The organism is Vineibacter terrae, from assembly GCF_008039615.1.
In the GTDB taxonomy this organism is placed as follows: Bacteria; Pseudomonadota; Alphaproteobacteria; order Reyranellales; family Reyranellaceae; genus Vineibacter; species Vineibacter terrae.
Genome location: NZ_VDUZ01000020.1, coordinates 105,869 through 127,775 on the forward strand (window position 1 = coordinate 105,869; position 21,907 = coordinate 127,775).

Consider the following 21,907-nt stretch of genomic DNA (forward strand, 5'->3'; position numbering starts at 1 on the left):
TGCTTGTGAGTGCCCATATCATTTGCTACAGGCCCCACTTCCCGATCAACCGCCCGAAGACCAGATGACGCCCACGCCGACGCGAAACGCCGCCCTGCCCTTTCGGCGCGGGGGGTTCGGGTGCCTCGCCGAGGCGCTCGACTATGCCGCGCGTGGGGAGACGGGCGTCAGCTTCTTCGACGCGCGCGGCCGGCTGACCGCGGCGCTGCCCTGGCGGGAGGCGCAGGCTGGCGCCCATGTCTTCGCCCGCCGGTTGATCGGCGCCGGCTTCGCGGTCGGCGACCGGCTGCTGATCACGGCCGAGACCTGGCCCGGGTTCGTGATCGCGTTCTTCGGCGCCCAGTATGCCGGATTGCTGCCGGTGCCGGTGTCGCTGCCCGCCGGATTGGGTGCGCGTGACGCCTATATCGAGCAGCTCCGACGGCAGCTCGAGGCGTCAGGCGCGGTGGCGGCGTTGTCGGTCGATTCGATGGCGGGCTATCTCGCCACTGCGGCCGAAGGGTCGTCGGTGCGGCTGGTCGGGCCCATGGCGGCGTTCGAGACGTTGCCGGAAAAGGCGGTCGACCTGCGGCCGCTGACGGCGGGCGAACGTTGCTACCTGCAATTTTCATCCGGCAGCACGCGTTTCCCGCTGGGTGTCGATATCCGCCAGGACCGGCTGATGGCCAATATCGATGCCGCGCTCTCGTCGCAGGGGTCCGACATCCGCCCCGATGACCATGCCGTGAGCTGGCTGCCCTGGTACCACGACATGGGGCTGATCGGCTTTCTGCTGGCAGCGGTCTGCTCCCAGCGGTCGGCCGACGTGATGCCGGCCGGCGAGTTCGCGCGCCGACCCCTGCAGTGGCTGGCGCTGGCGGCGCAGCGCGGCGCCAGCATCACCTACAGTCCCAGCTTCGGCTACGATCTGGCGGCGCGGCGGGCGCAGACGCAATCGCCGGCCGGCCTCGACCTGTCGCGCCTGCGCCTGGCCGGCATCGGTGCCGACATGATCCAGGCGCCTGTGCTGCGCCGGTTCAGCGAGACCTTCGCGCCGGCAGGCTTCGATCCGCGCGCCTTCGTGCCGTGCTACGGCATGGCGGAAGTCTGCGTCGGCTTGACGTTCTCGCCGCTCGATCGCGGGTTCCTGACCGACACGGTCGATCGCGCCGCGCTGGTCGAGCGCAACGTCGCCGAGCCGGCCAGCGGCGCCAACGCGCGCGAGCTCGTGGTGTGCGGCCGGCCATTGCCCGGCCACACGGTCGAGATCCGTGACGAGCACGGCAAGCCCCTGGGCGAGCGCCGGGTCGGCCGAATCTTCGCCCGCGGCCCCAGCGTCATGCCGGGGTATTTCGGCGCGCCGGAAGCCACCGCCGAGGTGCTGAAGGACGGCTGGCTCGACACCGGCGACCTCGGCTACTGGCGCGAGGGCGAGATCGTCGTCACTGGCCGCGCCAAGGATCTGATCATCGTCAACGGCCGCAACATCTGGCCGCAGGACATCGAATGGGCGGTCGAGGCCATCGCGCCGCTGCGGCGCGGCGATGCCTGCGCCTTCTCGGTCCAGGGCGACGACGGCGCCGAGCAGGTCGTGGTCGTGGTCCAGTCATGGCCCATGGAGGCTGATGCCCGCGCGGCGCTGAGCGCCGCCATCGCCCAGAAGGTGAAGGAGACCGTCGGGATCGACGGCACGGTGCAGCTGATCCTGCCGTCCGTCGGGCTGCCCATGACCTCCTCGGGCAAGCTGAGCCGTTCGCGCGCGCGCACCCAGTGGCTGGCCGGCGCCTACGAGGACGGCGGCCGCAAGCCCGCGTCATGAGCGCCCTGGTCGCGGTCACGGGTGCCACCGGCTTCATCGGCCAACACCTGATCGCGATGCTGGCCGCCAACGGCGTGCGCCAGCGCCTGCTGGTCCGACGCCTGCCAGCCCTCCCGGCCACATCCTCCCCTGAGGCGATCGAGCTGGTGGTGGGCGACCTTGGCGACAAGGCAGCCCTGCGCCGGCTGGTCGACGGCGCCGACGTCGTGATCCACCTGGCCGGCGCCATCAAGGCTGTCCATCGGGCCGATTTCTTCCGCTTCAACGCACAGGCAGTGCATGATCTGCTGGCTGCAGCCGCGGCGGTCGGCGGGACGGCGCGGGTCATCCTGGTCTCGTCCCTGGCGGCGCGCGCGCCCGGCCTGTCCGACTACGCGGCCAGCAAGCGCGCCGGGGAGGATTGCCTGGTCGCAGCCGCGCCGGCGCCCGGCTGGCTCGCCGTGCGGGCACCGGCCGTCTATGGGCCGGGCGATCGCGAGACCTTGGCATTCTTTCGCTGTGTGAAACGAGGCCTGGCGCCGGTCCCGGGTGCCGGCCGCGGCCGACTGTCGCTGATCCATGTCGGCGACCTGTGCCGGGTGCTCCTGGCCGCGGTGTCCCGTCCGACGCAGAGCGGGGTCTACGAGATCGACGACGGGACTGCCGCCGGCTACAGCTTGGCCGACATGGCGGGCGCCGCCGCCGGCGTCCTGGGCAGCCGGCCGCGGACCATCGGGGTGCCGCGGGCGCTGATGACGGGTGTGGCAGGCGTGCAACAGATGGTCGCCCGGCTGACGGGACGGCCGGCGATCCTGAGCCTGGGCAAGGTCCGCGAGATCTTCCATGACGACTGGGTCGTCACCGATCGGCGCCTGATGCAGGCGCTGGGAATCGTGCCGAATTTCGATCTGCGGCTCGGATTCGAGGACACGATTCTGTGGTATTTGCGCCACAGGTGGCTGTAGTGCTGGCGTAACAGAGGGTAACAATTTGTTAATAGCCTGATTTGCCAAGGTTTTGTCCAATGGGGCTCCCTCTTCCGTCAGGGCCCTTGAGCCATGCGCAGCGCACACAAGTTCAAAGTCTACGACTTCACCGAGACCGTGCCGGGCGACTCCGATACGCCGGCCCGCGAGCAGGTGGTCGCCGAGATCGTCCAACGTCTGGAACCGTTCCGGGTTGATTCCCGGCCGGTGGTCGGGGCGACCGTCATCACCAAGGATCTGAATATCGACTCGCTGGCCGTGATGGACATGGTCATGGAGCTCGAGGATCGGTTCGACATCTCGATACCGCTCAACGACGTCGCCGAGATCCACACCGTGGACGAGCTGGCGGACGCGGTCCTGCGCAAGATCGGGGGCCATTGAATCATGGGTATCTTGGATCGCCACCTGCATCTCCTGGAGACGCACCGGGCGATGCAGGCGACCGGCGCTGATCCGCTCGTGGTGATGGAGCGGGTGCTGTCGCCGACCGAGGCTGTCATCAACGGCCGCCGGACGTTGCTGGTGGGCACCAACAACTATTTCGGCCTGACCTTCGACAAGGCCTGCATCGAGGCTGCGATCGAGGCGACCCGCGCCGAGGGCACCGGCACGACCGGCTCGCGCACGGCCAACGGCACCTATGCGCAGCACGCCGCGCTCGAGGCCGAGATGGCCGAGTTCTACGGCAAGAAGCATTGCATGGTGATGACCACCGGGTATCAGGCGAATCTGGGCATCATCTCGACGCTGGTCGGCGAAGGTGACTACCTTGTCATCGACGCCGACAGCCATGCCTCGATCTACGATGCCTGCAAGCAGACCCAGGCCACCATCATCCGCTTCCGGCACAACGACCCGGCCAGCCTGGAGGCGCGTCTGCGCCGCCTGAAGGACGAGCCGGGCAACAAGCTGGTGGTGGTCGAGGGCATCTATTCGATGCTGGGCGACACGGCGCCGCTGAAGGCGTTCGTCGAGGTCACCAAGCGCTACGGCGGCTACATCCTGGTCGACGAGGCCCATTCGCTGGGCGCGCTGGGCGAGCGCGGTCGCGGCCTGGTCGAGGAGGCCGGCGTGCTCGACGAGGTCGACTTCGTCGTCGGCACCTTCTCCAAGACCCTGGGCGCCATCGGCGGCTTCTGCGTCTCCGACGTCGAGGGCTTCGAGGCGCTGCGCGTCGCGACGCGGGCCTACATGTTCACCGCGTCGCTGCCGCCCTCGATCGTGGCCTCGGTCCGCGCCGCGCTGAAGATCGTGCGCAAGGACGGCGCCGTGCTGCGCAAGCGGCTGTGGGACAACGTCGCCACGCTGTATGACGGCCTGGCCAAGGCCGGCTTCCGGCTGGGCCCGGAGCACGGGCCCGTGGTCGCCGTCGTGATGCCCGACCAGATGACGACGGTCGGCGTGTGGCAGGCGCTGATGGAGGCCGGCATCTACGTCAACGTGGCGGTGCCGCCGGCGACGCCGGGCGGCCTGTGCCTGCTGCGCTGCTCGTTGTCGGCCGCCCATTCGCGCGGCCAGCTCCAGCACATGGTCGAGGTTCTGGCCGAGGTCGGCCATCGCTTCGGCGTGCTGCCTCAGGAGCGCTCTGCCGCCGTGGCGTGATCGCCATGGACATGTCGCTCCTGTCCGCGGCGGCGCTGGCCGGCTTCGTCTACGGCATCACACCCGGGCCGGGCGTCCTGGCCGTGCTGGGCATCGGCGCGGGGCAGGGGCGGCGTGCCGGCGCCGCCTTTCTCGCCGGCCATCTCGTGGGCGATGTGTTGTGGGCGAGCATCGCGCTGGTGGCGATCATCGGCGTCGCCGCCATCGGCCCGCTCGTGTTCGACATCCTGGGCCTGATCAGCGGCATCTATCTGTTCTGGCTGGGATGGCGCGCGGTGCGCGTGTCGCGTTCATCCGATGGCGTCGCCGCCGCCCCGGTGCGCAATCCCCTGCTGCACGGGACCATCTTCGGCCTCACCAATCCGAAGGCCTACCCGGTTGCGGTCGCGACCTTCACGGCGCTGCTCTCGGCCAAGGCAGGCCTTCTCACGTGGAGCATGCTGCCGGTCCTGGTCGTGGCAAGCTGCGTCGGCGGCCTGATGGCCTATGCGATCCTTGTCGCCGTCGTCGGCGCTGAAGCGGTGCGCCGCTCGTACCGGCGGCACGAAATTCTGATCACGCGCATGTCGGGCGTTCTGTTCATCGGCTTCGCCATTCATGCGCTGCTGCATGCCGCGCCGGGGCTGCTGCCGCGCCGCCCGGCATAGCCGCCGCGTTGCCTGCCGGCGCGTCCGACAGCGCCGGCTCTTATCGGAATGCGCCCTTGCGCCAATAGCGCACCGCCAGCACCGGCGAGGCCAGCAGCGGGTGCCGGCGCTGCCAGTCGCTCATGTCGATGCGCACGCCCGAGTGACGCTGGATCTTCCAGGCGACATAATCGGCGCCGCCCTCGAAGGTGAACACCGCCTTCATGAGCCGCAGCACGTTGAGCGTCTTGCCCAGCCAGCGTCGCCGCAACCACGCGCGCCGCGCGCGACCCTGCGCGGCGGCGTCGGCCACCGGCGCGAAGCGGCCGTCGGCGTCGACCATCACCGTGAAGCCGGCGGCAACCAGCGCCGCCGGGGTCAGCGTCGCATAGCGCGCGGCGTTCGCGTCATGGACCTGGGCCGGCCGCGCCGCCGATTCGGGCCGCAGCTCGGCGCCGTAGCTTTCGGCGAAGGCGCGCACCCACAGCGTGCGGGCATCGAAAGGTGCCGCGAGCAGCGGCGCCGTCGCCCTCACCGTGGCGATCACGGCGTCGGTCAGGGCGTCGATGAGCGCATCGCGGGTGCCGGCGCGGCGCGCGAACGGCACGGCGGTCGGCTGGCAGAAGCGGCCCCAGAAATAGTTCTGCAGCGTGCCGGCCTGCACGAAGCGGCGGAACTGCGCCAGCGTCACGATGGCGTATTTGCAGCGCACGCGGCCGCCATCGTACGGCACTTCCAGGTAGAAGACGTTGGGCGGCAGCAGCCGGTTGCCCAGCGCCGCAATTGCGTTCGCGTTGGCCCGCCGCAGATCGTCGACGACGGCATAGAAATCCATGAGCTGCTCGCCGGCGGCGCCGGGGCCGACCACGGCGGCATCGCCGTGGTCGGCCGGCCGCAGGCATGAGCCATAGAACAGGGTTGCGACCAGGCAGTCCTTATGGCGCATCGCGATGGCATCGCTCATGGCGCGTGCCGGCGCGTTCACCGTCTGGTCGGCCTCGCGCGCCAGCAGGGCTCGTAGCGCCGCGCGGGCCTCGTCGCGGCCGGCCATCGCGGTCATGCCGCCGCGCCGGAACCGGCGAGATAGGACGCGACGGGCCGGCCCCGCCGGCGTTCGGCGAAGGCCTGCAGGATGCGCACGGCATGGAAGCCGATGCACAGCGCGGTCCAGATCGCGACGGCGGCCAGGCCGATGTCGGGGCGGCCGGCCAGCGTGAACACCGACAGGATGATCAGGTTCGGATTGCGCCGCGCCGTGACCAGCCGCGACAGGGCATCGATCCGCCGCCAGGTGAACATCTCGAACTTGAAGGCCCACAGGAAGATGCCTTCCTCGAGGCGGCCCAGCACATAGCCGGCCAGCACGACCCACATCGCCAGCTGCATGCCGGGCAGCGGCGCGAACGGCAGCGTGCCCAGGCCCCAGTACCAGGCGAACCACCAGAAGGGCGGATGCACCAGATCGGTGCCGTGGTCGAAGACATTGCCCCATTTCGACGAGGTCAGCGTCACGCGTGCCAGCTTGCCGTCGACGGTATCGAGGAAGCACATCGCCCAAGCGAACAGCAGCCCGGTCAGGAACCAGCCGAACCAGAACAGCACCGTGGCGGCCACGACGCACAGGAAGCTGAGCAGGGTCACGGCGTTGGGCGAGATGCCGTGCGCCGCGCACCACCGCGTCGCGACCAGCGCCGGCGCCGGCCACACGTGCTTGGTGACGATATCCGTCAGGCCCTTGTAGGAGGCCATGAACATGTGGTGCTCGATCGCTGCCACCGGCATGTCCTTGGCCGAGAGCACATAGGGCGGCACGTTGTTGCGCAGGTTCTTGCGATACGACACGCCCAGCGACTGCGGCGTGATCGCGCGCAGGCCCAGCGCCTCGGCATCGGTAGCAGTGGCGTCCGGTGCCGACAGCAGGCGGTAGGCTTCGGCCGCCTTCTGCGCCGGCACCGCGGCCGCCACGGGCCGCTGCGAGCCGGGCGCCAGCAGCGCCACGTCCTGCCGCTCCACCAGCGGCCGGGCCAGGGCGTCGTCGAAGACATGATCGGCGCGCAGCAGCACGACCAGCCCCTGGTCGGGCCAGCCAGCGCCGTCGTCGCGGATTTCGTTCGCGCCGACGCGTGCGAACATCCGCCGGATGCGCTCCAGCGGCGGCTGCGAGAAGGGCTGCGCCGCGGCGCGGCCGACCAGGCAGATGGTCGGCGGACGGGCAGGGGTGTCGGATCGGGTGTCGGTCACGGTGTCGGGCGGGGGCAGGGCAGCCGTCGTCGTCGCTTGCGGCCGTTGGCCCAGGTTTAGGCAAGAACGCCGCCAGCCGCAAGAAGCGGCGGTGCGGCGCGCCGAGGCTCGATTGTGCGGGCCGGCCATGGCACACTGCGGCCATGCGTCACGCGATGACCAAGAGTCCGGACCGCGTGGCCCGTGGCCCGGGCCGCCCATCCCCGCCGCATGCCGAGGACCGGCCGGCGCCTGCCGTCAGCCTGCTGGCGCTGCAGTTCCTCGCCTGGATCGCGGCGGCGCCGCGCACCCGCGCCGATGTCATGGAGGCCTGGCGCAGCACCTGCCCGCGACAGTCGGTCTGGGAAGATACGGTCATCGATGGGCTGGTGACCTTCGGTGACGGTGGACATATCGTGCTGACGGCGCGCGGCCGGGCAGCGCTGGACGCCGGCGCCGACCGCCATTGAGCTGCGCCGGGCCGCCGCATCGTGTACACATTCGCGCATCTTTCCGATCCACACCTGCCGCTGCCGCCGGTGCGCCCGGGCGAGCTGCTGTCCAAGCGGCTCACGGGCTGGCTGTCCTGGACGCGCCGGCGCCGGCTCATTCATCGGCCCGAGGCCCTGGCTGCGACGCTGGCCGATGTCCGGGCCGCGAACCCGGATCATATCGTCGTGACCGGCGATATCGCGAACATCTCGACCGCAGCGGAGTTTCGCCAGGCTTCGGCATGGCTCGCCGACGTCGGGCCACCCGACCGCGTGAGCGCCATCCCCGGCAACCACGATGCCTATGTCCGCACCACCGGTGGTGTCGGCTTCGAGCAATGGGGCCCTTACCTGGCAGGCGACGGTGCGCCGGCATCGTCGCGCTTTCCCGCCATCCGTCGCCGTGGCCCGGTCGCGTTCGTCGGCCTCAGCACCGCGGTGCCGATGCCCGTCTTCATCGCCGCCGGCACGCTGGGCGCCGAGCAGATCGCGCGGTTCGAGGCTGTGATGAAGACGCTGGCGGCGGAGGGGCTGTGCCGCATCGTGCTGATCCACCACCCGCCGCAGATCGGCGGCGCCGGCCCGCGCAAGGGCCTGACGGATGCCGCGGCGTTTCGCGCCGCCATCGAGCGGGTCGGCGCCGAGCTGATCCTGCATGGCCACAATCACCGCACCCAGCTCGGCCGGATCGTGACGCCCGATGGCGGCGTGCCCGTGCTGGGGGCGGCGTCCGCGTCGGCGGCACCCAAGGCGATGCGCTATGCCGGGGGCTACAACCTGATCCGGGTGGCGCCGCAGCACGACGGCTGGGCGATCGACGTCGAGGTCCGCGTCATCAACGGCGACCTCGCGGGCTGCGCTGCCGGGCAGCGATTCCGGCTGCTGGCCCCGCGACCGGTCGTCGCGCCGGCGCAGGCGGCGTGACGTACACTGCGTTGTCTTTTGCGAGCATATCGCCTACCACGCCGTCCGGACGGGTGCGATAGGCTGACCAGTCCCGCCGTCCGCCCCTATGAGAGCCAGGAACCACAACAATGGCCACGCCCAACGTCACCATGAGCAAGTTCGGCTATCCCGCGAGCGTGATCGCGGAGACGGCGTGCTGGAGCGTGCAGGTGCGGCCGGCACAGGCGACGCTGGGGGCGCTGGTGCTGGTGTGCAAGGAGCCGGCAGCGACCTTTTCCGACATCAGCGCCCAGGCGCACGCCGAGATGAAGCCGCTGGTCGAACAGATCGAGTGCTGCCTCAAAAAAGCCTTCGCGTACGACAAGATCAACTGGCTCATGCTGATGATGGTCGACCCCGACGTGCATTTCCACGTGCTGCCGCGATATGCCGGTCCGCGCGCCTTCGGCGGACTCGATTTCACCGACCCGGGCTGGCCGGCGGCGCCCAATATCGGCTTCAATCCGCCGCTGGGCCCCACCACCCTCGCCGACCTTGCCGCGCACCTCAAGCGCGTGTGGGCCGAGGCCGCCTGACGGGCGCCGGTCATGTCGCTGGCGCAACACGGCTCGGTGTCGTGGCGGTTCGGGATCGCCCGGATCGACCGCTACATCCTGGAGCGTGCCCTGGTGCCGCTCACGGCGTCGATCGGCATCGCCCTGGTCGCGCTGTTGCTGGAGCGCATGGTGCGGCTGATGGAGCTGATGGTGAACCAGGGCAGCCCGGTGCTGCTGGTTCTCAAGCTGCTGGCCAACCTCGTGCCGCACTACCTGGGGCTTGCCCTGCCGCTGGCGCTGTTCCTGGGGATCACGCTCAGCGCCACGCGGCTGAGCGTCGACAGCGAGCTCGACGCGCTGCAATCGGCCGGTGTCGGCCTGACGCGGCTGCTGCGGCCGGTGGTCTGGCTCACCCTCGTGCTGACGGCTGTCATGGTGCTGCTGGTCGGCTGGCTGCAGCCGCTCACGCGCTACCAGTTCCGCGCGCTGATGTGGGCCGCCACCAACTCGGCGTGGGATCTGGCGGTCGAGAAGGGATCGTTCTTCAACGGCATCGGCAACTACACGGTGCTGATCGAGGACATCGGCGACAACGGCCGCACCTTGAAGGGCGTCTTCGTGCAGCAGCGCAAGTCCGATGGCGGCACGGTGATGATGACGGCCGAGACCGGCGAGGCCGGGCGGTTGCCGGAGTCCGGCCAGATCGTGCTCAAGCTGCGCAACGGCCGCCGGGTCGAAACGGAGCGCGCCTCCGACAAGGTGACCGTGCTGTCGTTCGAGCGCTTCGACCTGCCCATGGAGGTCGCGGCCACCGACCCGTTCCGCGACCGCAGCGGCGAGCGTGAGCTGACCTTCACGGAGATGGTATGCCAGCTGCGGCTGCAGCCGGTGGCCGACGCGCCGCCCTCGTCGCCGCCGTGGCCTTGCTCCGCCGAGGCCACGCCGCTGCAGTTCAAGGGCAACCGCCTGCAGTCCGAGATGCATGCCAGGCTGGTGCGGGTCCTGTCGCTGGTGTTCCTGCCGCTGATGTCGATCCCTCTGGGCCTGGCGTCGCGGCGCAGCCAGAAGGGGGCCGGCCTGGTGGTCGGCGTCATCCTGCTGACGTTCTTCAACTACCTGCTGCAGTTCGGCGAGAAAGCCGCCGACTACGGCAAGCTGTCGCCGTGGATCGGCCTGTGGGGGCCCTGGTTTGCGATGATGGCGCTCAGCGTCTTCCTGTTCTGGCTGGTCAAGGAGCGGCCGCGCGACAACCCGGTGGAGACCATGTTCGAGGCCCTGGAGCGCCTGCGCGGCAACGTCATCGGCTCCATCCGCCGCACCTTTTCACGCGCCTGAAGGAGCCGGCCATGAGCGTCTCCGGCCGCTATCTCTCGCGCCTGTTCCTTCAGCGCCTGGCCCTGATCGTCTTCGGCTTCGCGCTGATGGCGCTGCTGTTCGACGCCCTCAACAACGCCGACACGATCGAGAAGCGCTATGGCGACGGCTTCCTGGTCGTGCCGCGCTACATGCTCTTCCGTCTGCCCGAGATGGCGGCCCTGATCACGCCCTTCTCGACGCTGCTGGCGGCGCTGCTGACCCTGCTCAGCCTGGCGCAGCAGAACGAGGTGCTGGCGTTCAAGGCCGCCGGCATGTCGTTCTACCGCATCCTGCTGCTGATGATGCCGGCCACCGCGCTGGTCGCCGGCATCCATCTCGTGGTGGCCGACCAGGTCACGCCCTGGGCCAAGAAGCGCCTGGCGCGGTTCGAGCTGGAGAAGCCCACCGACGACCAGACCAGCCAGCGCGACCAGGCCAAGGGCGTGTGGCTGCGCGACCCGACCTATATCGTGAACGTCGCCAGCGTGCAGCGCGAGGGCCGCTACCTGAGCGGCGTCGCCCTGATCCGCCGCGACAGGTCGGCCAACGTGGTCGAGCGCATCGTGGCCGGCGGCGCGCGCTACCAGCGCAACGGCCAGTGGAAGCTCGAGAGCGTCATCACCCAGACCATCAATCCGCTGGGGCCGACCACGACGCGGTCGGATGACGGGGTCTGGCAGACGCCGCTGCGCCCGGGCGACTTCTTCAACCTCGCCGCCCTGTCGACCCAGTTTACGGCGCGCGAGCTTCTGGTGCTGCGCACCGGCACCACCGTGGGCACCCGGCCGGGCTACACCTATGACACCTGGCTGCAGCGGCGGCTGGCGCTGCCCGGGGTGGTGTTCGTGATGCTGCTGCTGGCGGCGCCGGTGGCCCAGGCGCGGGTGCGCATGTCGAGCCTCGGAGCGCGGCTGGCGGCGGGCGTGTCGCTGGGCTTCCTGTTCTTCATCACCGACGGCGTGTCGCAGGCTCTGGGCGAGTCGGGCGCCGTGCTGCCGCTGGTCGCCGCCTGGGCGCCGCCGCTGATCTTCGCGAGCGTCGCCGGCAGCATCCTGCTGCGCATCGAAGGCTTGTAGCGACCACGGCGGGACCATCATGCATGTCTGGATCGACGCCGCGGCCGCCGCGCCGGGGGTGACCGTCTTCGGCATGTCGCCGATCGAGCGCCATGTGCGCGCGGCGCTGAGGGGCGGCGTGCCGGCAGCCCATGTCGTGATCGACAGCGGCGAGCGGCCCCCGCCGCCGCTGCCGGCTGATCTCGCCCGGCTGGGCCTGCGCCTGGTGGGCGGCCAGGGCGATACGGGCGCTCGGCTCGCCGCCTTCACCGCCACCGTCGCCGACACGGTCTTCGCGGTCGCCGGCGACAGCGTCGTCGACCCGCGGCTGTTCGTCCATCTGGCCACGCGGCAGGTGAGCCTGGTGGTCACCGGCGACACGACGGTGCCGCGGGCGCTGGCGCGCGCCTGGTCGGCCGTCTATGGCGGCTGGTCGGAGACGGGCAGCGCCGCCGATTGCGCCGTGCTGCTGGCGCCGGGCGTGCCCGTGCCGGCTGCCGCCGACATGCATGCGCTGGGCGCCGGCCTGCTGGCGGCCGGCACGGCGCAGCGGCTGACGGCCGAAGGGTTCGACGCGCACGTGGCGCTGCAGCGCCGCGACGTGCCGTTCTGGGTCCGCCGCATCGGCGATGCCGCGTCCCGGGCCGCGGTCGAGCGCTTCCTGTTCGATGCCAGCTACAAGGGCTCGACCGACGTCTTCACGCGCTACGTCTATCCCTATCTGGTGTGGCCGCTGACCCGACTGGCGACGCGATGGCGGGTGCATCCCAACACCATCACCTGGGTCGGGATCGTGGCCACGTTCGCCGCCGTGCCCTGCTTCGCGCTGGGCTGGTGGGCCTGGGGCTTCGTGCTGGCCTATGTCATGAGCGTGCTCGACTCGGTCGACGGCAAGGTGGCGCGGCTGACCTTCACGTCCTCGGCGCTGGGCAATGTGCTCGACCATGGCCTCGACATCGTGCATCCGCCGTTCTGGTACGCTGCCTGGGCGATCGGCCTGATCGGCGTGTCGCCGCAGGCGCTCTGGCAGGGCGGCGGCGCATCGGATCCCCTGGTCGGCGCGGCGATCGCGCTGCTGGCGCTCTACGTCGCCGACCGCCTGGTGCTGGCGGTCTACAAATGGCGCTACAAGGGACGCGGCCTGCATGCGCACGCGCCGATCGACGGCGCCGTGCGCGCCGTCATCGCGCGGCGCAACATCTTCCTGCCGCTGTTCCTGGCCGGTGTGGCCCTGGGGCTGGGACGCGAGACGTTCTGGCTGATCCTGGCCTGGCAGGCGGCGACCGTGACCTGGCACGCCGGCCGCACGGTCTGGATTCTGGCCCGCAAGGAGGCGCCGCGCGGCGTGCATTGAGGCCGCGCGGTTGCCACATTGCTGACGTGATCCGCGCCGGGTCACCAACAATGACAAAGTGTTGCAGCGATTTGCTGTGCTGTGTGCTTGAGGCGATGGCGCTCGCTGCTTAGATTAGTGCTTTCGCGACCCCTTCTGGCGCCGTCATGGCGTGCGCAGACGCGAACGGAGTAAAGAGTGATCCGCATCGGCTTCTGGGCCGGCAGCAAATACAATCTGTCGCGCATGACCATGCGCGACTTGGTGCGTGCCTATTTCACCCACTACGCGGTCGTGGCCTATTTCACCCTGGCCGTGGTCGGCTTGGCGCTGGCGGCGGCCTGGATGCCGGCGTGGACGGCCGCCGAGATCGCGCGCGTGATTGCAGCCGGCGTGGCGGCGATGCTCGTCTATCCGCTGGTCTGGTACGTGCTGCATCGCTGGGTATTGCACAGCCGCATCGCCTACCGCTCGCCGCTGACCGCCAAGGTGTGGAAGCGCACGCATTTCGACCATCACCAGGATCCGCACAATCTCGGCGTCCTGTTCGGCGCGCTCTACACCACGCTGCCGACCATCGCGATCGTCACCCTGCCGCTGGGCTGGCTGATCGGCGGGGCGGCGGGCGCCGCCGCCTGTGGCGCGGGCGCGCTGCTCACCACCTGCTTCTACGAGTTCTGCCACAGCGCGCAGCATCTCAACTATCGGCCGAAGCGGAAATGGATGCAGGAGATCAAGCGCCTCCACCTGCTGCATCATTTCCACAACGAGAACGGCAACTACGGCATCACCAACTTCGTCGTCGACCGCCTCCTGCGCACCGACTACGACGCGGCCCGTGCCATGCCCAAGAGCGCCACCGTGTTCAATCTGGGATATGACGAGGCGACGGCGACGAAGTATCCCTGGGTGGCGACGCTGTCGCGCGACGGCATCCGCGTCGGCGCCGACGGCCGGCGCTGGCGGCCGCACACGCCGCATGCCAACGCCGATGCGGTCGGCGCCGATCTCGGCTATGCCGAGCGCGACAAGGCGGCGTGAAGCACGTCGTTTCAATCCGGACCGTGCGGCTCCCGCCGCGCTCTTCATTTCCACGAGTGAACCATGAGCGCGCGTGGACGCGCGCGGTCCGGGGCGAGCTGATGTGCGTCCGTTTCACTGTTGGTCCCCCCATATGACTGCCGCCTCTGCCACGAGCGACACGCTTCGCGTGACGCCGATCGAGAATGCGCGCGACATGCGGGCGTTCATCGACCTGCCCAAGCGCCTCTACCGCGGCCATGCCGGCTACGTGCCGCATCTCGACATGGAGCGGCGGGACACGTTCAGCGCGCGCAAGAACCCGTATTTCCAGCACGCCGAGGTGCGGTTCTGGCTGGCACGGCGCGGCGAACGCGTGGTCGGCCGCATCTCGGCCCAGGTCGACCGGGCCCATCTCGACCGCTACCACGACGCGACCGGTTTCTTCGGCTGCCTGGATGCCGAGGACGATCCGGCCGTCTACGCGGCGCTGCTTGCCGCCGCCGAGACGTGGCTGCGCGACAGCGGCATGCAGCGCAGCCGGGGACCGCTCTCGCTCTCGATCAACGAGGAGGTCGGCCTGCAGATCGGCGGCTTCGACAGCCGGTCCATGCTGCTGATTCCGTATCATCCGCCCTACGCCCAGGCCCGGGTAGAGGCGCAGGGCTATGCCAAGGCCAAGGATGTCATATCGTATGACTATGACGTCCAGAACGCGCCGCTGACCATCGGCCGCAAGCTGATCGAGCGTGGCGGGTTCGCCGGTCGCGTCAAGGTGCGGACCGCCGACATGAAGCGCTTCGACGCCGAGGTGCGCACGCTGCTCGACATCTTCAACGACGCCTGGGCCGACAACTGGGGCTACGTGCCCTTCACCGAGGCCGAGATCGCCGTCGCCGCCAAAACGCTGAAGCCGGTGGTGATCCGCGACCTGGCGATCTTCGTCGACGTCGACGGCGAGACCGTGGCTTTCATCGTGGCGCTGGCCAACCTCAACGAGGCGGTGCGCGACCTCGGCGGCCGGCTGCTGCCGTTCGGCTGGGCGAAGCTTGCCTGGCGTCTGCTCGTCGACAAGCCCAGGAGCGCGCGGGTGCCGCTGATGGGCGTGCGCAAGAAATTCCGCAACCATCCGCTGCTCGGCGCCGGCCTCGCCATGATGGCGATCGATGCGCTGCGCGAGAACGGCAAGCGGATCGGCATGAAGACCGCCGAGCTGGGCTGGATCCTCGAGGACAACAAGGCGACCAACAACATCATCCGCTCCTCCGGCGGCAAGGTCTACAAGACGCACCGCATCTACGAGAAGGCGCTGTCGTGAGGACAGCGATTGCGCTCGGTGTGTCCGCGGGCGGTGCTAGCGGATTCACATATGCCCTTGCCGTCATCCCGAGCGCAGCGAGGGATCTCCCGCGAATAGCGCACCGTGCGCCTTGCCGCAGGAGATCCCTCGCTGGCGCTCGGGGTGACAGCGAGGTCATATGCGAATGCCCTGCGGACGAGGCCAAGCCATGACCTCCCGCCGACGCTTCACCGCGCTGGTGCTGGCCGGCAGCCGCGGCGCGGCCGATCCGGTGGCGCAGGCTGCCGGCGTGCCCCACAAGGCGCTGGCGGTGGTCGGCGGCCAGCCGATGCTGCTGCGCGTGGTCGATGCGCTGCGCGCCAGCCCGGCCATCGATCGCATCGTGCTGGCGGTGCAGGACCAGGCGATCGTCGATGCGGTGCCGGCGCTGGCCGCCGCGGTCACACGCGGCGAGATCGCGGTGATGCCCACCCAGGCGTCGCCGGCGCTCACGGTCGAGGCCGCGATGCGGTCCTTGCCCGACGCCTTTCCGCTCTTGGTGACGACCAGCGACCACGCCCTGCTGACGCCGGAGATCGTCGGCAGCTTCGTCGCGGGCGTGACGCCGGATGCCGATGTCGCGGTGGGGCTGGCGACCCGCACCGCCATCCTCAATGCCTATCCCGGCTCGGTGCGCACGTTCATCCGGCTGGGCGGCGAGGGCTATTCCGGCTGCAACCTCTTTGCCTTTCTCAGTCCGGAAGGCGCCCAGGCGGTCGTCTTCTGGGTCCGGATGGAGCGCTACCGCAAGACGCCATGGAAGATCGCGGCCAGCATCGGCCTGTGGCCGCTGCTGCGCTACGCCCTGGGCCGGCTCGATCTCGGCGGCGCCTTCCGCGAGCTGTCGCGCCTGGTCGGCGCGCGCGGTGTTCCCGTGGTGCTGCCGCAGCCGGAAGCGGCCATCGACGTCGACAAGCCCTCCGACCTCGCGCAAGTGGAGGAGATCCTGTCGCGCCGCCGGTAGAGTATGCCGTGTGCTCATAAACGCAGGCTGATCGATGTCCGCTTTCAGCCGTCAGAACCGGTAGACGAGGTTGCCCTTGATGCTGCGGTCCTCGGCATCGTCCGAGAGGACACCGGCATAGCGGCGCCGATGGTGAGCGACTTGCCGGTCTCGAGATCGAAGCCGGCCTCGGAAATGCGGCGTCACGCGCGGACCGAACGGTGTTTCGACAAGGCATGGTCGAGCTGCGCGGCATTCGGGCAGAAGGTACGGAATTCCGTTTGCCCAGTGCCGGACAGCCATTCGCGACACCGACGCTTGTCCCGGCACGTCGTGCAGGCCCACGTCATGTCGCGCAGGTCCTCGACGGGAAGTCGAGCAGCATCGATACCAAGCCGGGCGAGCATTTGGTCCAGCAGCTCCGTGGAGTCGGCACATCCTGAGATCAGAGGCCCGACCTGCGAGCGCACAAGGCCGGCATCCGCCAGAACGGCATCGAGGCACCCCATGCCCTCGAGTCGCGCGATTTCGCGCCGCAGCTGCATGCGCTTACGTTTCCCATCGACGAAGCGAGCGATCGTTTGCTGGAGATCCTGGAGCGTCGTCATGACCCTTGCCTCCTTTCGTCGAGGTGCCGCGCTAGAGCCCCGCGTCGAGCCACGCACGGGCCTCGCGCCGGCTTGCCTCGGCGCGCATCTTCCTGAGCTCGTCGGCGCTGTGGTGGAAACCACCGTCGTTCGGACCGCCAACCGGCGGCGACGGCCCGTGCCGCCGTGCGGCCACCGCCGCAGCTGTACGCCGCGTCAATCGGGCGATACGGGAACCCACGCCGGCAGAAGCCGACATGGGCGACCCAGGCGCCGGGTGCGACAGCAGCTCGAACAGGGCAATGTTCGGGCAGAAGCTGCGCCAGACGTCCGGCCGAACGGCGCCGTCGAGCCAGCAGCGGCATTCGAGCGCATGCGCGCAGGCCATGCACGTCGCTTCGGCCTCGCGCGCGAACGAACCGACCATAGGGCAGTTCCAGTCCTGGATGCCGATCCTTTGGACCGCCTTCTCAAGCAGCTTGAGGCGCTCGGCCATCGGCGCCAGCACGTGCTTGCCCACCATGCCAGTGCTGTCGCGCTGAAGGATGCGCTCGAGGTTGGCGATCCGTGCGCGCAACCGGCCCACAAGCGATTGTCCGGCTTCTGGTCGAACCGCACAGGCATTGACCGCTTCGATAAAGGCCATAGGTCTGCTCCCAAGGTGATATTCTGCCCCTCTTGCGGCCACAGAACATTGACATGGATCAATGCGGTGATGGCTCAGCCGGCGCTTCGTACAATGTCGGTATGCAAATGCGCCTTGCGATCCAACCGCTCGTCGGCCGCCTCGACGCCGTGAAGCAGCTTTCACCAGCCTATTTCGCGCTGGTGATGGCGACGGGCATCGTCTCGATCGGCGCGTGGGACTTCGAGCTCGGCGCGCTCGCGATCGGCCTGCTGGTCTTCAATATCGCCGCCTACGTCGCGATCGCGGCGCTGACAGTTCTGCGCGCGATCCGCTATCCGCGCCTGTTCGTTTCAGACTTGACCTCGCACCGCCAGGCGCCGGGCTTCTTCACCACGGTGGCAGGCTCCTGCATCCTGGGCGTGCAGATCCTGCTGATCGCGAAGAGCCCGGCGGCGGCGACGGTCTTCCTGGCGCTGGGCGTCGTGCTGTGGATCGCGCTCACCTACACGGTCTTCGCCGCGTTTACCGTAAGGCGCGAGAAGCCACCGCTCGACCAGGGGCTCACCGGCGCTTGGCTGATCGCGGTCGTGGCGACGCAGTCGGTCGCAGTGCTGGCTGCGCTGATCGCACGCGACTGGCCGCAGCCGCTCAGGCTCGAGCTCAACTTCTTCGCGCTCTCGATGTGGCTGTGGGGCGGGATGTTCTACATCTGGATCATCTCGCTGATCTTCTATCGCTACAGCTTCTTCGCTTTCTCGCCGGGCGATCTCTCGCCGCCCTACTGGATCAACATGGGCGCGATGGCGATCTCCACGCTCGCCGGGGCGCGGCTCGTGGAGAACACGCCGGACGCGCCTTTCCTCTCCTCGCTGCTGCCCTTCCTGAAGGGCTTCACGGTGTTCTACTGGGCGACCGGCACATGGTGGATCCCGATGCTACTGGTGCTGGGCGTCTGGCGACACGTCGTACGCCGGTTCCCGCTCAGATACGATCCGCTCTACTGGGGCGCGGTGTTCCCGCTCGGCATGTACGGAGTCGCCACGCGCGAGATGGCGAGAGCGCTCGACCTGCCGTTCCTCGATCCCCTGCCGCGGGCGATGTTCGCGGCGGCGCTTCTCGCCTGGACAGTCGTCTTCGTCGGTCTGCTGCGCGCGCTGCGCAATCCCGCAACGCCCGCGAACGAAACTCGAAGCTGACGGAGCTCGATCAGAGCAAGCTTGAGGGGGCATCAGGCCGCGCGGGATATCAAATCGCCGATGTCGCGCGGCTGCCAGGCGCAAAGAGGCTGGATGTGGCAGGGGCGGCGCCGGGTCATCTCCCGATACAGAGCGACGATGCGGAACGTCCGCTTCGGGCGACGAGGAGGACGTGAACGACCCAACTTGCGGTGGTGGCCGGGTGCTTGTGAGTGCACGCCCTGGCCCATGCCCGCGGGGCCGGGCTGGGTTGTGCACCGCGGGCGTGCGGGATGGTTGCCCTCGCCGCCGCGCACCCTGACACTGGGCCAGCGCGACAGGGAGGGAAGCGATGGTCGAGCTGATCAATGCGGCGCGCGAGCGGCTGAAGCGGAACGAGGTGGCGCTCGGTGTCGGGCTGCGCCAGGCGCGGACCGTCGACGTCGCGCCGGCGATGAGGACGGCCGGCTTCGACTGGCTGTTCATCGACCTGGAGCACAACTCGATGGGCCTCGACACGGCGGTGCAGATCGCGGTCGCCGCCCAGGGCGTGGGCATCGCGCCGATCGTGCGCGTGCCCCATGGCCAGTACGACATGGCGACGCGCGTGCTGGACGGCGGCGCCATGGGCATCGTGGTGCCGCATGTCGAGACCGCCGACGAGGCGCGCATGATCGCCGACCGGCTGCGCTATCCGCCGGTGGGCCATCGGTCGGTGGCGGGCGCCATGCCGCAGCTTGCCTTCCAGGCGGTGCCGCCGGCCGAGGCGACCAAGGCGGTCAACGATGCGCTGCTGGTGGTGGTGATGCTGGAAACCCCAGCCGCGATCGCCAACGCCGATGCCATCGCCGCCGTGCCGGGCATCGACGTGCTGCTGATCGGCACCAACGACCTCACCACCGAGATGGGCATCCCCGGCAAGCTCGACACGCCCGAGGTGGTGAAGGCCTACGAGACGGTGATCGCGGCCTGCCGCAAGCACGGCAAGTGGGCTGGCATGGGCGGTGTCTACGTGCCGCCGCTGATGGAGAAATATATCGGCATGGGCGTGCGCATGATCCTGTCGGGCAGCGATTTCAGCTTCCTGATGGAGACGGCGCGCGGCCGGGCGGCGTTCCTGCGCGGCGTGAAGCTGGCCTGAGCCAGGCGGAGGCGGTGATGCTCGACCTGATCATTCGCGGTGCGACGGTCATCGACGGCCTGGGCCATGACGCGCGCCAGGCCGATGTCGCGGTGCAGGATGGCCGGATCGCGGCCGTCGGCGAGGTCAGGGACACGGCGCGCGAGGTGATCGACGCCGGCGGCCTGGCCCTCATGCCGGGCATCATCGACGTGCACACGCACTACGATGCGCAGATCACCTGGGATCCCACCATGTCGCCGTCGCCGTCCCTGGGCGTCACGACGGCGGTGATGGGCAATTGCGGGTTCGGCATCGTGCCCGCACCGCCGGCGGCGCGGGACCTCGTGATCCGCAACCTGTCCGTGGTCGAGGGCATGGACCTCGAGTCGCTGCGCTGCGGCATCCAGTGGGATTTCGAGAGCTTCGGCGACTATCTCGCGGCGCTGCGCAAGCGCGGCGCCTATGCCAATGTCGCGGTGCTGGTCGGCCATTCCACCGTGCGCACCGCCGTGATGGGCGAGGAGGCCTCGACGCGCAAGCAGGCGAGCCCCGAAGAGCTGGCGCGCATGAAGGCCATCGTCGCCGATGCCATGGCCCAGGGCGCGATCGGCCTTGGCGCGTCCTACTCGCTCAACCATTCCGGCTACGGCGGCGTACCCATGCCGTCGACCATCAGCGACCTTGCCGAGCTGGACGCGTTGATCGGGGCGATGGGGCCGCGCGGCCGCGGCGTGATCGCGATCGCCTCGGGCGCCACGCCGCCGGAGACCCTGGAGCCGCTCGTGGCCCGGCACGGCCGGCCGATGTTCCAGGGCACGGGCATGGCCATGTACAACGAGCAGGAGCCGCAACGGGCGCTGCGCATCTTCGAGGCCAGCGCCGCCGCCCAGCAGCGCGGCAACGGCCTCTACGTGCAGATCCCCTGTCAGCCGCTGTCGTTCGATTTCACGATGGCCAACGCCTACCCGTTCTACAGCCACGCGGCGTTCGACCCGATCAAGGCCTACGGCCCGGCGCAGCTGGCGGCGGTGTTCCGCGATCCGTCATGGCGGGCGCAGTTCCGCGACAATCTCAGCCATCCGCGGCCGGGCATGATCTTCCAAGGCAACTGGGACCGCGTGGTGGTCGCGGTCGCGCACCAGCCGGCCCATGCGCGCTACGTCAACCGCCAGGTGGCCGAGATCGCCGCCAGCGAGGGCCGCGATCCGCTCGATGTCGTGCTCGACATGAGCCTTGCCGAGGATCTGCAGACGGCCTTCCTCGGACGGTTCCTCAATGTCGGCGATGACGGCGTGGCCAGGCTGCTGAAGCACGAGGCCGGGGTCGTGGCGCTGTCGGATGCCGGCGCGCACCTGATCTACATGTGCGACGCCGGCTTCGGCCTGCACTTCCTGGCGCATTGGGTCCGCGCGCGCGGCGACTTCGATCTCGTCGAGGGCGTGCGACGCCTGACGAGCCACCCCGCCGATCTCTACGGCATCGCCGACCGCGGCCGCATCGCCGTCGGCGCGCATGCCGACCTGATGCTGTTCGATCCGCAGGCCGTGGGCGTCACGCCGGCCGAGCGCGTCGCCGACCTGCCCGGCGGCGGCAGGCGCACGATCCGCCGCCCCATCGGCGTGCACAGCGTGTTCTGCAACGGCATCAGGACGTTCGACGGCCGCGACTATGTGCGCCATGCCAAGGGGCCCGGCGCGGTGCTCGACCGTTTCACCACCTCGCGCGGCCGGCACCTGGCGCCGGCCGCATCGTGACGCCCGCCCGGGCGCGGCCGCACGAGCGGTTCAGCACCGAGATCCTGCTGACGCCGGCATCGGTGTCGACGTTTGCCACCGCCGCCGGCGATGCCAATCCCTTGCACCATGATGCCGCCTTCGCCGCAGCGACGCGGTTCGGCGGCGTGATCGCGAGCGGGCCGCAGACCACGTCGCTGCTCCTGGGGCTGGTGGCGACGCACTTCGCGCCGCGCGGCGCGATGCTGGGCCTGGAGTTCACATTCCGCTTCATGCGCGCGGTGCCGGCCGACCAGCGCGTGAAGCTGGAATGGCTGGTGGTGCGCGTCCGCCCGGCCGGCCGATCGGGTGGCGAGCTCGTTGATCTGCGCGGCCGGCTGCAGACGCAGGACGGCCGCACCGCGGTCGGCGCCAAGGGCCGCGTGCTGCTGACGGACGCGTTGTAGGCGGCGGCTATCCCGGCGGGGA

At 69.6% G+C, this 21,907-nt stretch carries 22 protein-coding genes; 18 read left to right on the top strand and 4 right to left on the bottom strand.

Annotation, left to right across the window (positions count from 1 at the left end; translation table 11 throughout):
• The first annotated feature begins 64 nt into the window (after positions 1 to 64).
• From FHP25_RS18355 to FHP25_RS18375, 5 genes are all read left to right on the top strand, one after another.
• On the top strand, positions 65 to 1,798 hold the full coding sequence (locus FHP25_RS18355; protein WP_147848401.1) for a fatty acyl-AMP ligase: 1,734 nt from the start codon (positions 65 to 67) through the stop codon (positions 1,796 to 1,798).
• Positions 1,795 to 2,742: an NAD-dependent epimerase/dehydratase family protein gene (locus FHP25_RS18360; protein WP_147848402.1), complete on the top strand. Its 948-nt coding sequence runs from the start codon at positions 1,795 to 1,797 to the stop codon at positions 2,740 to 2,742. Before FHP25_RS18355 ends, FHP25_RS18360 begins: the two co-directional genes overlap by 4 nt.
• Before the next feature lie 93 nt (positions 2,743 to 2,835).
• Positions 2,836 to 3,147, top strand: coding sequence for an acyl carrier protein (locus FHP25_RS18365; RefSeq protein ID WP_147848403.1), 312 nt, complete (start codon positions 2,836 to 2,838; stop codon positions 3,145 to 3,147).
• Positions 3,148 to 3,150: 3 nt separating this feature from the next.
• Positions 3,151 to 4,368: a serine palmitoyltransferase gene (gene spt, locus FHP25_RS18370; RefSeq protein WP_147848404.1), complete on the top strand. Its 1,218-nt coding sequence runs from the start codon at positions 3,151 to 3,153 to the stop codon at positions 4,366 to 4,368.
• Between the two features lie 5 nt (positions 4,369 to 4,373).
• A complete protein-coding gene (locus tag FHP25_RS18375; RefSeq protein ID WP_147848405.1) occupies positions 4,374 to 5,015 on the top strand; it encodes a LysE family translocator in 642 nt (213 codons plus the stop codon).
• Positions 5,016 to 5,055: 40 nt separating this feature from the next.
• On the opposite strand, the gene FHP25_RS18380 is transcribed toward FHP25_RS18375, so the two are convergent.
• On the bottom strand, positions 5,056 to 6,054 hold the full coding sequence (locus FHP25_RS18380) for a hypothetical protein (RefSeq protein WP_147848406.1): 999 nt from the start codon (positions 6,052 to 6,054) through the stop codon (positions 5,056 to 5,058).
• Positions 6,051 to 7,235 (bottom strand): CDP-alcohol phosphatidyltransferase family protein, encoded by a 1,185-nt coding sequence (locus FHP25_RS18385; protein ID WP_178133616.1) that lies wholly within the window; start codon positions 7,233 to 7,235, stop codon positions 6,051 to 6,053. The genes FHP25_RS18380 and FHP25_RS18385 overlap by 4 nt, the downstream gene beginning before the upstream one ends.
• A gap of 155 nt (positions 7,236 to 7,390) precedes the next feature.
• On the opposite strand from FHP25_RS18385, the gene FHP25_RS18390 reads away from it, so the two are divergent.
• The 9 genes from FHP25_RS18390 (at position 7,391) to FHP25_RS18430 (ending at position 16,214) form a co-directional block, all read left to right on the top strand.
• On the top strand, positions 7,391 to 7,684 hold the full coding sequence (locus FHP25_RS18390) for a hypothetical protein (protein WP_231712379.1): 294 nt from the start codon (positions 7,391 to 7,393) through the stop codon (positions 7,682 to 7,684).
• A gap of 21 nt (positions 7,685 to 7,705) precedes the next feature.
• Positions 7,706 to 8,629 carry a metallophosphoesterase family protein gene (locus tag FHP25_RS18395; protein ID WP_178133617.1) on the top strand — a complete coding sequence of 308 codons (924 nt, stop codon included), beginning with the start codon at positions 7,706 to 7,708 and terminating at the stop codon, positions 8,627 to 8,629.
• Positions 8,630 to 8,739: 110 nt separating this feature from the next.
• Positions 8,740 to 9,186: an HIT family protein gene (locus FHP25_RS18400; protein ID WP_147848409.1), complete on the top strand. Its 447-nt coding sequence runs from the start codon at positions 8,740 to 8,742 to the stop codon at positions 9,184 to 9,186.
• 12 nt (positions 9,187 to 9,198) lie between these two features.
• Positions 9,199 to 10,482, top strand: coding sequence for an LPS export ABC transporter permease LptF (gene lptF / locus FHP25_RS18405; protein WP_147848410.1), 1,284 nt, complete (start codon positions 9,199 to 9,201; stop codon positions 10,480 to 10,482).
• An 11-nt stretch (positions 10,483 to 10,493) separates the two neighbouring features.
• Entirely contained in the window at positions 10,494 to 11,579 is a 1,086-nt protein-coding gene (locus tag FHP25_RS18410; protein ID WP_147848411.1) for an LptF/LptG family permease, read from the top strand.
• A gap of 19 nt (positions 11,580 to 11,598) precedes the next feature.
• Positions 11,599 to 12,912 (top strand): CDP-alcohol phosphatidyltransferase family protein, encoded by a 1,314-nt coding sequence (locus tag FHP25_RS18415; RefSeq protein ID WP_147848412.1) that lies wholly within the window; start codon positions 11,599 to 11,601, stop codon positions 12,910 to 12,912.
• Between the two features lie 177 nt (positions 12,913 to 13,089).
• On the top strand, positions 13,090 to 13,932 hold the full coding sequence (locus FHP25_RS18420; RefSeq protein WP_231712380.1) for a sterol desaturase family protein: 843 nt from the start codon (positions 13,090 to 13,092) through the stop codon (positions 13,930 to 13,932).
• 133 nt (positions 13,933 to 14,065) lie between these two features.
• Positions 14,066 to 15,229, top strand: coding sequence for a dATP pyrophosphohydrolase (locus FHP25_RS18425; RefSeq protein ID WP_231712381.1), 1,164 nt, complete (start codon positions 14,066 to 14,068; stop codon positions 15,227 to 15,229).
• A gap of 190 nt (positions 15,230 to 15,419) precedes the next feature.
• Positions 15,420 to 16,214 carry a nucleotidyltransferase family protein gene (locus FHP25_RS18430; RefSeq protein WP_147848413.1) on the top strand — a complete coding sequence of 265 codons (795 nt, stop codon included), beginning with the start codon at positions 15,420 to 15,422 and terminating at the stop codon, positions 16,212 to 16,214.
• A gap of 182 nt (positions 16,215 to 16,396) precedes the next feature.
• Here FHP25_RS18430 and FHP25_RS18435 read toward each other — a convergent pair whose 3' ends face one another.
• Positions 16,397 to 16,801 carry a DUF6455 family protein gene (locus FHP25_RS18435; protein WP_147848414.1) on the bottom strand — a complete coding sequence of 135 codons (405 nt, stop codon included), beginning with the start codon at positions 16,799 to 16,801 and terminating at the stop codon, positions 16,397 to 16,399.
• A gap of 31 nt (positions 16,802 to 16,832) precedes the next feature.
• Entirely contained in the window at positions 16,833 to 17,426 is a 594-nt protein-coding gene (locus FHP25_RS18440; protein WP_147848415.1) for a hypothetical protein, read from the bottom strand.
• A gap of 101 nt (positions 17,427 to 17,527) precedes the next feature.
• Between FHP25_RS18440 and FHP25_RS18445 the strand changes: the two genes are divergently transcribed.
• From FHP25_RS18445 to FHP25_RS18460, 4 genes are all read left to right on the top strand, one after another.
• Entirely contained in the window at positions 17,528 to 18,604 is a 1,077-nt protein-coding gene (locus tag FHP25_RS18445) for a tellurite resistance/C4-dicarboxylate transporter family protein (protein WP_218578438.1), read from the top strand.
• A 331-nt stretch (positions 18,605 to 18,935) separates the two neighbouring features.
• The gene (locus FHP25_RS18450; RefSeq protein WP_147848417.1) at positions 18,936 to 19,724 is read left to right on the top strand and encodes an HpcH/HpaI aldolase family protein; all 789 of its coding nucleotides are present in this window, start codon (positions 18,936 to 18,938) and stop codon (positions 19,722 to 19,724) included.
• Between the two features lie 17 nt (positions 19,725 to 19,741).
• Positions 19,742 to 21,460, top strand: a complete 1,719-nt coding sequence (locus FHP25_RS18455) for an N-acyl-D-amino-acid deacylase family protein (RefSeq protein ID WP_147848418.1) — start codon at positions 19,742 to 19,744, stop codon at positions 21,458 to 21,460.
• Entirely contained in the window at positions 21,457 to 21,885 is a 429-nt protein-coding gene (locus FHP25_RS18460; protein ID WP_147848419.1) for a MaoC family dehydratase, read from the top strand. The genes FHP25_RS18455 and FHP25_RS18460 overlap by 4 nt, the downstream gene beginning before the upstream one ends.
• Positions 21,886 to 21,907: the final 22 nt, after the last annotated feature.